At 70.3% G+C, this 10,248-nt stretch carries 11 protein-coding genes; 4 read left to right on the top strand and 7 right to left on the bottom strand.

The genetic code is table 11. From position 1 onward, the window contains the following. Positions 1-39: 39 nt before the first annotated feature. Positions 40-1,014, bottom strand: a complete 975-nt coding sequence (locus ACWDSJ_RS06770) for a Gfo/Idh/MocA family protein (RefSeq protein ID WP_450029804.1) — start codon at positions 1,012-1,014, stop codon at positions 40-42. 139 nt (positions 1,015-1,153) lie between these two features. On the opposite strand from ACWDSJ_RS06770, the gene ACWDSJ_RS06765 reads away from it, so the two are divergent. The 4 genes from ACWDSJ_RS06765 to ACWDSJ_RS06750 all read left to right on the top strand — a co-directional run bounded on the left by ACWDSJ_RS06765 (position 1,154) and on the right by ACWDSJ_RS06750 (position 5,470). Continuing rightward, positions 1,154-2,788, top strand: coding sequence for an acyl-CoA synthetase (locus tag ACWDSJ_RS06765; protein ID WP_450029802.1), 1,635 nt, complete (start codon positions 1,154-1,156; stop codon positions 2,786-2,788). 63 nt (positions 2,789-2,851) lie between these two features. Continuing rightward, positions 2,852-3,298, top strand: coding sequence for a MarR family transcriptional regulator (locus tag ACWDSJ_RS06760; RefSeq protein WP_450029800.1), 447 nt, complete (start codon positions 2,852-2,854; stop codon positions 3,296-3,298). A 154-nt stretch (positions 3,299-3,452) separates the two neighbouring features. Continuing rightward, positions 3,453-4,859: an MFS transporter gene (locus tag ACWDSJ_RS06755; RefSeq protein ID WP_450029798.1), complete on the top strand. Its 1,407-nt coding sequence runs from the start codon at positions 3,453-3,455 to the stop codon at positions 4,857-4,859. Between the two features lie 26 nt (positions 4,860-4,885). Then, the gene (locus tag ACWDSJ_RS06750) at positions 4,886-5,470 is read left to right on the top strand and encodes a cysteine hydrolase family protein (protein WP_450029796.1); all 585 of its coding nucleotides are present in this window, start codon (positions 4,886-4,888) and stop codon (positions 5,468-5,470) included. Here ACWDSJ_RS06750 and ACWDSJ_RS06745 read toward each other — a convergent pair. From ACWDSJ_RS06745 to ACWDSJ_RS06720, 6 genes are all read right to left on the bottom strand, one after another. Next, positions 5,467-5,823, bottom strand: a complete 357-nt coding sequence (locus ACWDSJ_RS06745) for a hypothetical protein (protein WP_450029794.1) — start codon at positions 5,821-5,823, stop codon at positions 5,467-5,469. The genes ACWDSJ_RS06750 and ACWDSJ_RS06745 overlap by 4 nt on opposite strands. A 69-nt stretch (positions 5,824-5,892) precedes the next feature. Next, positions 5,893-6,147 (bottom strand): hypothetical protein, encoded by a 255-nt coding sequence (locus ACWDSJ_RS06740; protein WP_450029792.1) that lies wholly within the window; start codon positions 6,145-6,147, stop codon positions 5,893-5,895. Positions 6,148-6,283: 136 nt separating this feature from the next. Further along, the gene (locus ACWDSJ_RS06735; protein ID WP_450029790.1) at positions 6,284-6,802 is read right to left on the bottom strand and encodes a DUF421 domain-containing protein; all 519 of its coding nucleotides are present in this window, start codon (positions 6,800-6,802) and stop codon (positions 6,284-6,286) included. Positions 6,803-6,811: 9 nt separating this feature from the next. Next, entirely contained in the window at positions 6,812-7,612 is an 801-nt protein-coding gene (locus ACWDSJ_RS06730) for an SDR family NAD(P)-dependent oxidoreductase (RefSeq protein ID WP_450029788.1), read from the bottom strand. Between the two features lie 45 nt (positions 7,613-7,657). After that, a complete protein-coding gene (locus ACWDSJ_RS06725; protein ID WP_450029786.1) occupies positions 7,658-8,569 on the bottom strand; it encodes a manganese catalase family protein in 912 nt (303 codons plus the stop codon). Between the two features lie 92 nt (positions 8,570-8,661). Further along, positions 8,662-9,975: an NERD domain-containing protein gene (locus tag ACWDSJ_RS06720; RefSeq protein ID WP_450029784.1), complete on the bottom strand. Its 1,314-nt coding sequence runs from the start codon at positions 9,973-9,975 to the stop codon at positions 8,662-8,664. Between the last annotated feature and the right edge of the window lie 273 nt (positions 9,976-10,248).

The raw sequence follows: 10,248 nt of genomic DNA, 5'->3' as shown, positions 1-10,248 counted from the left end.
GCGGATGGGGCGTTGCCTCCGTTGTCGGCTGATTTCTGCTCAGCGGGCGGCACGATGCTCTCCCTCGTCGACGGCGGCACGGGCCAGCGCACGCGCGGCCTCGAGGAGTTCGACAACGCGGCACTGCGATTCGAGGTCGGCGGGATCTGTGTGGTCCGCGCGGGTGTAGACCTGGGTGAACAGGGTGCGCAGGGCGTCGTCGGGGAACGTTTCGACGGTGCCGCCGACCTCCACTCGTCCGGTGAGGTCGTCGGCGCTGGGCGAGTAGTGGCCGGTCACGCGGCCGCGCTCGAAGTCCACCTCGATCCGGCGGGTGCGGAGCGGATCGGTCAGATCGGACACGATCTCGGTGACCGCGCCCCCGTGATGGGCGAGGGTCAGTCCGGCTCCGCCCATTCCCGGGAAGACGCGGCCCTCGACCGGCGGGGTGTCGCGCAGCCACGCGGCGACGGGCTCCGCGTCCCCGGCGAGGGCGAGCGCGACGCCGACGCTGTGCGGCGGTTCGACCTCGAAGGCGTCTGCGTGGGCGGTCGAGGCGGCGGTGTGCGCGAGGCGCGGTTTGGTCTGCCGGAAGGCGATGCGGCGGACGGCGCCCAGCTCACCCGATGCGACGATGTCCCGAATGCGTTGTGTCACAGCACTGGACAGCCACGGGGCCACCACCGTCACGCGCAGTCCGTGCCGCCGCGCCAGTGCCAGGAGTTCGCGGGCCTGCTTTCCGGTCGGGGCCAGGGGCTTCTCCACGAGGAAGGTCCGGAACCCGAGCGCCGCCAATTCGGTCATCGGCTCGATACGAACGGCGGGCGGGGTGCACAGGTGGACCACGGTGTCGCGAGGATCGGTGTGGCGCAGCGCCTCGCGCGGCGAGCGCACCGGGCGCACGCCCGCCACCGGCCGGGGGAGCGGGTCGTAACCCAGCGGTTCGACCCCGCCGCACAGCTCGGGAATACCGCGCAGCGCGCGCAGATGCAGATTCCGCCCGGCATGGCCGAGACCGATAATGAAGGCGCGCAATATCTGGTCCTCGAATTCGGATGGCTGCGGGCCGAGAGCCCGCCTACAACGCTCTATCGAAAGCGATTCCGGGGCAATGTCTCCGGCGTGGCAAGTATTTGCTAATGCCTTCGCGCGGGAATTCGCCGACTGTCGAGACATGGCAGGCACGCTCCGCGCATTGGCCGATCTGGCACGGGGTGTCGACGTGATGCGGCGCCGCGGACTGTTCGATCCGCTGCGGCCCGGCCACGCCCTCGGCACCGCGCGCAATGTCACCCGCTACGGCCCCTTCGCCGGGGTCGTCATGCAGGGCGCCCGGGTCACCCCGGACGCGGCGGCCATCGTCGACGAACGAGGTGAGTTGACCTTCGGCGAACTCGACCGGCGCTCCAATGCCCTCGCTCGCGGGCTCGCCGAAAACGGTTGGGGGCCGGGGGATGTCGTGGCGGTACTGGCCCGCGATCATCGCGGCATGGTGCTGACCCTGCTGGCCGCGGGGAAACTCGGGGTGCGCGCGGTGCTGATGAACACCGGTTTCGCCGCGCCGCAACTGGCCGCCGTCGCCGCCCGCGAGCGGGTGCGCGCGGTACTGCACGACAGCGAGTTCACGCCGTTGACCGACGCGCTCCCCGCCGCGATGTCGCGCGTGCTGACCTGGGTCGACGATGGGGACGAGATCGACCCGGCCACCCCGACCATCGACGCCTTGGCGGCCGGACATGCCACCGATCCCGTGCCCAGACCACCCCGGCCGGGCGGGATGGTCATGCTCACCAGCGGTACGACCGGCACCCCCAAGGGCACGCCGCGCGAGAAGACCAGCCCGTTCGCCTCCGCGCAGTTCGTGGATCGAATTCCATTGCCGCGCAACGGCACGATCGTGATGGCCGCGCCGATCTTCCATGGCACCGGCCTGTCGCAGTTCTCCCTCGGTCTCGCCCTCGGTAATCGAATCGTGTTCCAGCAGCGCCGATTCGACGCCGAGCGCACCCTGGCGAATGTCGCGCGCCACCGGGCCGACGCGCTCGTCCTGGTCCCCACCATGTTGCAGCGCATTCTGAACCTCGATCCGGAAAGGCTTGCCGCGCACGACTGTTCGTCGCTGAAGGTGATCGTCGCCTCGGGTTCTGCCATGGCGCCCGATCTGGTGATCCGCGCGCTCGACCACTTCGGCGACATCCTCCACAATATGTACGGCTCCACCGAATGCACCGTCATCTCGGTCGCCACCCCCGCCGAACTGCGGTCCGCGCCGACGACCGCCGGTCGCCCACCCGTGGGGATCCGGCTGGCCCTCTACGACGAGAACCGTCGGCGCATCACCGCGCCGCACGTGACCGGCACGATCTTCATCGCGAATCCGCACGCCCACCGCACCTACACCGACGGGCGCGGCAAGGAGACCGTCGACGGCATGATCTCCTCCGGCGACGTCGGGCACTTCGACGAGAACGGGCTGCTGTTCCTCGACGGTCGCGACGACGACATGATCGTCTCCGGAGGCGAGAACGTCTTCCCCCAGGAGGTCGAGCACCTCATCGCCGACCGGCCCGACGTCCTCGAGGCCGCCGTCGTCGGCGTGGACGACCGCGAATTCGGAAAACGCCTGCGCGCCTTCGTCGTTCCCGCGCCCGACAGCTCGCGTGATGCCCAGGAGATCAAGGACTACGTCAAGGCCAATCTGGCCCGCTACAAGGTTCCGCGCGAGGTGATCTTCCTCGACGAACTCCCGCGCAACGCCACCGGCAAACTGCTGCGCACACCGCTCGCCGAACTCGACGTGCCGGGCTGAACCGCCAACCCCAGTTGTTCAATCTGAATTGAACAATCTGGGTTGAAGGAATACCCTGGCCGCATGACCGAAGACGCGCGGCCCCCCTCCCCGTCGGCCACCGCGGCCGCGCGGGAACTGCGGATGCTCATCGGCCGGTTGCGCCGCCGCTTCCTGGAGGCGTCCGACAGCCGCGAGCTGACCGCATCGCAGATGGCGGTGCTGAGCCGCTTGAAGAAGGGCGACGCCTCCGCCAGCGATATCGCCGCCGCCGAGCGAGTGCGCCCGCAGGCCATCGCCGCGAGCCTGACCGTGCTGGACGAGCGCGGCCTGGTCGAGCGCCGTCCCGACCCACACGACCGCCGCCGCCAACTACTGTCGCTGAGCCCGACGGGCCGCGACTTCATCGAGGGCCGCGCCCAGGCCGGACAGGAATGGCTGGCCGCCGAACTCGACCAGCGCTTCACCGAGGCCGAACGCCAGCACATCCTGACGGCGGTGGAACTGCTGGAAAGGCTGGTGCGCCAGTGACTTACGCGCTACACGGGATACGAGGGGCCGGTGCCGAAGTGACTTCCGCGCTACGCGGGGTGCGCCGGGCTGGTGCGGCAGTGACTTACGCGCTACGCGGGGCTGGTGCGGCAGTGACGTCCCACCACCCGGGGCACGCGGGGCCGGTGCGGAAGTGACCTCCACACGCGGGGCCGGTGCGGCCGTGAAGTCCACACCGCGCGGGGCCGGGTGGGCCGAGGGGTTCGATCGCAGACTGTTGTTGCCGATGGTGCTCGGGTCGATCCTGAATCCGATCAACACCTCCATCCTCGCTGTCTCGCTGGTGCCGATCGGCATCGCGTTCGGCGCGCCGCCCTCACAGACGGCGTGGCTGGTGTCGGGGCTGTACGTGGCGACGGCGGTCGGGCAGCCCGCTATGGGACGGCTGATCGATCTGTTCGGGCCGCGCCCGCTGTTCCTCGCGGGGACCGCGCTCACGGGGCTCGGGGGCGTCCTCGGGGTCACCGCGCCCTCGCTGTGGGTGCTGGTGCTGGCCCGGGTGATCCTCGGGCTGGGCACCTGCGCGGGCTATCCCGCCGCCATGCATCTGCTGCGCAGTGAGGCCGACCGCACCGGGCGCCCGGCGCAGACCTCGGTGATGACCGTGCTGGCCGTCGCCAATCAGACCATCGCCGTGATCGGGCCGACGTTGGGCGGGCTGCTCATCCACGTCGGCGGCTGGCGCACCACCTTCGCCATCAATATCCCGCTGGCGGTCGCCTGTCTGGTCGTGGGCGCGCTGTGGCTGCCGAAATCGAGGGTCGCGCCGCGCGCGGCGCGGGCCGGGCTGGACGTGCCGGGCATGGTCCTGTTCGCGGGGATGCTGGTCTCGTTGCTGCTGTTCCTGATGAAACCGGAAGTGGCGCATTGGTATTGGGCTGCGCTCGCGATCGTGCTCCTGGTCGCGCTGGCCGGGTGGGAGGCGCGGGCCGCCTCGCCGTTCCTCGACGTCCGGGCGCTGGCGAGCAGCGTGCCGTTGCTGGTGACCTATCTGCGGTCGCTGCTGACGGCCACCGTGGCGTACTGCTTCCTGTACGGCTTCACGCAATGGCTCGAGGAGGGGCGCGGGCTGAACCCGACCGTGGCCGGGCTGATGCTGCTGCCGATGTCGCTCACCGCGATCGGGGTCTCGGCGATCACGGGGCGGCGCAACAGAATTCGGGGCAAACTGCTCGTCGGCGGTGCTGGCCAGCTGGTGGCGTGCTCGCTGTTGCTGTTCATGACCCCGGCCGCGCCGCTGTGGCTGCCGTTGGTCGCGGCGCTGGTCATGGGCATTCCGCAGGGGTTGAACACGCTCGCCATCCAGAACGCCGTCTACCATCAGGCCGATCCCGCGCGCACCGCGTCCTCGGCCGGGTTGCAGCGCACGTTCTTCTACCTCGGCGCGATCGGCTCGGCGGCGGCCAGCGGCAGTTTCCTGACGCCGGGTTCGGGCGCGGCCGGACTGCATCACCTGGCCTGGTTCATGGTCGCCGCGGCGGCCCTGTTCTTCCTCGTCACCGTCGTCGACCGCAGCCTCCGGCATCTCGCCGTCGACTGAGAACCGTTGTCCCGAAAGGATTTCCCATGACCGATGTGTTCGACCCGCGCCGCACCGCCCTGCTGGTGCTGGACTACCAGCCGGGCATCCTCGGCTCCCTCGACCAGGCCCCGGCGCTGCTGGACACGGCCGCCGCCGCGATCGCGGACGTGCGCGGGCGCGGCGGCCGGATCGGCTACGTGCGCGTCGCCTTCACCGACGCCGACTACGACACCATGCCCGCCACCAGCGCCATGGCCGCCGCCGCCACCCCCGAACGCCGCGCCGCCCTGCACGCCGACGCGCCGACCACCGCGATCCACGACCGGATCGCGCCCGAACCGGAGGACATCGTCGTGCGCAAGACGCGGGTCGGCGCGTTCACCACCACCGACCTCGACGACCGATTGCGCGCCGCCGGGATCGACTCGCTGATCCTGGCCGGGGTCGCCACCAGCGGCGCGGTGCTGTCCACCCTCCGCGACGCCGCCGACCGCGACTACCGGCTGGCCGTCCTCGCCGACGCCTGCGCGGATCGCGACGCGGAAGTGCACGAGTTCCTGGTGGAGCGGATCTTCCCCCGGCAGGCCCGGGTGACCGGCACGGCCGAATTGGCGGCGCTGTTCGGCTAATTGCCGTACGAATAGCGGAGATTCGCGAACAGCAGGGTGTTGACCCGGTACCGCAGGTGCCCGATCACGCTCTCGTCGGGCAGCGGGCCGGGTGTCAGCAGGGTGAAGCGCAGCGCGGTGCCGCCGCCCGCGGGCGCGAGATCGAAGCGCAGTCGGACGTCGGGTCGGGTGGGCCACAGCGAGGACCACATGACCAGGTGCGGGGCGACGGCCGTCAGCACCGCGGGGGCGGTCTCGTCGGCCAGCAGGTCGAGCCAGGGGCGCGCGCCCGGACGTCGCGGTTCGGTCAGCGACTCCCACACCACGTGCGGGGGCGGCGGCAAAGTCCGTGTCCGCGAACCGAATTCGAGCATGGCGTTCAGTGTAGGGGCGATACGGGAAAGGCCCCGCGGGTGGTGCGGGGCCTTTCGCTGCGTCGTGTCTCAGTGGCCGGGCGCGGGGCACGGCGGCGGGCCTTGGGGGTCGCCCGGGGGCGGGCCCTGGTGGTCGCCGGGCGGAGGACCCTGCGGATCACCCGGGGGTGGCCCCTGCGGATCACCCGGCGGCGGGCACTGCCCGGTCCCCGGACCGTCGGGCTGGCCCGGCGCGGGATCCGCGCTCGCCACCCCGGCACCCAGCGCGGCCAGCAACACTCCGCCGCCCACGGCGACGCTCATCAGTCTCGCCCTCGTCCTCATGCGCATTCCTCCCATCACCCGGATTCCCGGTCCGGCTCGGATGGCCCGTTCTCGGCCCACGCCCCGATCTTCGAGGCCGCGGATGGAGCTCGGCTGCAAGCCGACTGGACGCGAGCTGTGAAAGCCGTGCGCCCGCTCAGAGTTCGGGGCGACGACGACGCGCATGCTGGTCGCGGGAGTGGGTGATCAGGCTGATCTGGCCGTCGGACTCCATCCACGCCTGGTGGACGTCGGTCAGATCGTCGATGCCCTGTTCGCGCAGCTTGCCCAGGAGTTCGGCCTCGGTGATCAATTCCTGGCGCATGTTGCGACGGAGCAGGCGGCCGTCGCGGACCAGGCGCAGCGGTTCGGGGCGGATCAGCCGGGCGGCCCAATGCCACCGGTACGCCGCGTAATTCAGCAGATAGGACCAGCCGACGATGACCGCCACCAGCACCACGCCGTCGGTGATCGACTTGTAGTCCCCGGCCATGGCGTTCTGCGCGGCGTCCGCGATGAGCACCACCACCAGCAGATCGGTCATACCGGTCGCGCCCGTCTCCCGCTTCAGGACCACGCGCAGCAGCGCGAACAGCGTGAGGTACATGACCGTGCCCCGCAGCACCATCTCGAGCGGCGGGGTCTGCGGAGCGAACAGGGCCTCCCAGTCGATCACACCGACCGGTTACCCCGCTGTGCGGTCGCTATCGGTCGGGGCCGAGACGATCCGGTTCATCCGGGCCTTGATCGGGTCGGGGAGGACGTGGTTCATCAGGGCGGCGGCCTTGACCGCGACCGAGGCGGCCACCACCTTGCGGTCGTCGCGCAGCAGGGCCTCGACGCCCTGGCGGGCGACGGCGGCGGGATCGTCCTTGGGGCCCTGGCCGATTCGGGTGGTGAGCATCTTGGCGCGGCGGAAGAAGTCGGTGTCGGTCGGGCCCGGCAGCAGGGCGGTGACGGTTATCCCGTTGTCGCGCAACTCGTCTCGCAGCGCCTCGGCGAAGGACAACACGAACGACTTGGACGCGTTGTACACCGCCTGCCGCGGCCCGGGCATCGTGGCCGCGATCGACGCGGTGAACAACAGCCTGCCCCCGCCCCGCGCGACCATGTCCCGTACGACGAGCTTGCTCAGGTGCACGGTCGAACGCACATTGAGATCGATGATGTCGAGTTCGTCGGCGAGCGCGGTCTCGGCGAACAGCCCACCGCGCCCCACGCCCGCGTTCAACGCCGCCGCGTCCAGCCCGCGCCCGCCCTCGACGGCCGTCGCGTAGAGCTGCTCGACCCCCGAGGGCGTGCGCAGATCCACCCGAACCGGCCGGACCGCGGTCCCCCCATCGAGCGCCGCCGCCGCGGTCTCGATCGCCACATCCTCGGCCGCCACCACAAGGTCGTAGCCGCGGGCCTGGAACTGCTTGGCGATCTCGAACCCGATACCGCTGGACGCGCCGGTGACGAGGGCGAGCGGAGGTGTGTCGGTCATGGGTCTCTCATCTCGTGTGAGTCGGGCATCGTATCGCCTTGTCGCTCAAGGCTTCTCGGGATCGAGCGCGTCCTTGATCTTGCCCATCAGACCGCCCTCGGTGCCGAAGGCGGTGGAGCGGGGGTCGCCTATCGAACCGTCGTAGGTCGCGTACAGCTTCGGGTCCGGCGCGGGTGCGGATGCCTTCTCGCCCAACGGTTCCGGATTCGGGATGAAGCCGTTCTCGTGCACCCCGTCGGGGGCGGTACCGTGCGCCCACGCGCCCTGATCGGCGGCCGCGCCGTCCGACAGGTGCCACAGGCTGGTGGCGTGTTCGGCGTACTCCTCGTCGAACAGCGCGTTCGGCGCGACCGTGTCCTCCACGCCGTCCGCCTTCAACTGCGCGATCGCGGACAACCACATGTTCTGGTGGTAGGTGTCGCGGGCCAGGTTGAACTTCAGCATGTCCTTGACGCCCGGGTCGTCGGTCATGTGATACAGCCGCGCGGTCTGGATCCGGCCCTGCGCCTCGGCGGCCACATTGGCCCGGAAGTCGGCGAGCAGATTGCCGCTCGCCACGATGTAGCGGCCGTTCCACGGCACCCCGTTGGAATCGGCCAGCACCGGGCCGCCGCCGGAGACGATCGCCTGCTGGGGGTCCATTCCGCCGAGCACCGCGGCCATCACCGGATCGTTCAGCGCGGATCGGGTCGCGTGGGTGGCTGGCGCGCCCTCGAGCAGGCGCGCGACCATGGTGGCGATCATCTCGACATGGCCGATCTCCTCGGTGGCCACATCCATGATCAGGTCCTTGTACTTGCCCGGCATCCGGCAGTTCCAGCCCTGGAACAGGTACTGCATCGTCACCGTCATCTCGCCGTAGGCGCCACCGATCAGCTCCTGCAGCTTGCGCGCGTACACGGGGTCCGGCTTCTCCGGCTTGACGTCGAACTGAAGATGGTCCGTATGACGGAACACGCCTGACCTCCTGGTCGCTCTGGAACCTTCGGGGCCCGGCTACCTCGGATCGCGAATTCGAAACGGTCGCGGTTCGATCGTCGAGGGTCGGCTCAACAGTTCGGCTGCAAGGGGTAACACGCGGTCGGCCGTGGGGGTGGGGGTGCCTGCGGTGGTTGGGGCGATTGCTCCACGACCGACGGGGTGACGGGTGTGGTCGTACCCGCACCGCCGGGGCCGACTCCGACGCGGCCGTGCACCACGAGCCAAAAGACGACTGCCACCACGGCGAGAAGTGCGACGGCTACTACGGCTTGCAATCCCGGGACGCGGCGGCGGGCTGGGCTGCGGGCGGGTGGGGTCGTGGTCGGCGGGGGTTCGGGTGGTGGGGAGGATCTCAAGCCCGGCGGGGTTGTCAGGCGGCGGGTGGGGCCGTCAGTGGGGGTGGTCGTGCTCGGTGAGGGGCCGGGGGTCGGGGTGGATTTCAGGCCGGGTGGGTTCGTCAGGCGGTGGGTGGGGCCGGCCGTTTCGGGAGGTGGGGTGGGTTTCAGCCCCGGCGTCTTCGGGTGGCGGGACGGCTCGTCGGTGGGGGTGGCCGCGCCTGAAGCGGGGTTGGGGGTGGACTTCAGGCCCGGGGGAATCGTCAGGCGGTGGGCGGATGGTTCCGGATCGGGGTTTGCGGTGGCGGAAGGTGGGATCTGGGGGGAGGGTTCGCCGGTTGGGAGGCGGGTAATGGGTGGGGACTGGTCGGAGGGGTGCGGCGGCTGGGTAGGCCAGTCATGTTGCGGCGCAGGGGATTCCGAGTCGAATCCCTCGGCGACGAGGTCGGCGATGGTGAGTGAACGGCCGAAGTTCAGGGCCTCGAGGAGGGCGTGGGTCTGCTCCGCGCCGCGGACGGATTTGCGGCGGGCGGCGCGGCGGAACCAGGCGCGGAGTTCGGCGGGGTCGGCGACGAGAACGTCCATGCCGGTGCGTGATTGCTCCTTGCGCAGGGTGATCTCCTGGCCCGGCTGGGTCATGATCAGGACGAGGCCGGATACGAAGGTCTCCAGGCCCAGCCGTTTGGTGAGGTTCTTCAGCCCGTACATCGCGCCGCTCACCTGATCCAGCGGATTCTGGTCGCCCGCGCGGACGTGCAGCGGACTCCCGTCGAAACCCTCGAGCGTCCACGGCCCACCGGGAGGACAGTCGAGGATCCCGCCCACGGGTGCGGTAATCCCCTTGACCTCCACGACGACACACGCCTCGGGAGTAATGACCACCAGATCCGTCTCGTCGGCCCGCGTCCCACCACGCCGATCGGGCACATAACACCCCGAAACAGCCACGCCGACAATCTTGTACGTACCGTTCCACCCGCGCAGCCAGTCCAGCACCATACGCTCGGTCGGCGGAATCCCACGGCGCTCACCATTCACGACCAGCACGCCGTCACACCCCCTACTCGTGCGAACACGCCGAAACAGGCGCTGCTCCAAGCGTATCCGGGCGAGCGGTGCGAGCAGGGGCGTTCAGCTGTTGCGCCAGCGTGGTTTCCGGGCCGCGCGTCGGGCGGCCAGCCGCTCGACCAAGCAGATCCGGGCGAGCGGCGCGGGCAGGGCCGTTCAGCTGTTGCGCCACCACGGTTCCCGGCCCGCGTGCCGGGCGACCAGCCGCTCAACCGAGCCGATCCGGGCGAGCGGCGCGGGCAGGGCCGTTTA

It is taken from the genome of Nocardia sp. NPDC003482 (assembly GCF_053588115.1).
Note: the sequence above shows the minus strand (reverse complement) of the source record. Positions and strands in the feature narration are given on the sequence as shown.

What these genes read in the sequence shown, in the direction of transcription:
- ACWDSJ_RS06765 (WP_450029802.1), top strand. Translation starts at nt 1,154, where the DNA reads ATGGCAGGCACGCTCCGCGCATTGGCCGATCTGGCACGGGGTGTCGAC.
- ACWDSJ_RS06760 (WP_450029800.1), top strand. Translation starts at nt 2,852, where the DNA reads ATGACCGAAGACGCGCGGCCCCCCTCCCCGTCGGCCACCGCGGCCGCG.
- ACWDSJ_RS06750 (WP_450029796.1), top strand. Translation starts at nt 4,886, where the DNA reads ATGACCGATGTGTTCGACCCGCGCCGCACCGCCCTGCTGGTGCTGGAC.
- ACWDSJ_RS06745 (WP_450029794.1), bottom strand. Translation starts at nt 5,823, where the DNA reads ATGCTCGAATTCGGTTCGCGGACACGGACTTTGCCGCCGCCCCCGCAC.
- ACWDSJ_RS06740 (WP_450029792.1), bottom strand. Translation starts at nt 6,147, where the DNA reads ATGAGGACGAGGGCGAGACTGATGAGCGTCGCCGTGGGCGGCGGAGTG.
- ACWDSJ_RS06730 (WP_450029788.1), bottom strand. Translation starts at nt 7,612, where the DNA reads ATGACCGACACACCTCCGCTCGCCCTCGTCACCGGCGCGTCCAGCGGT.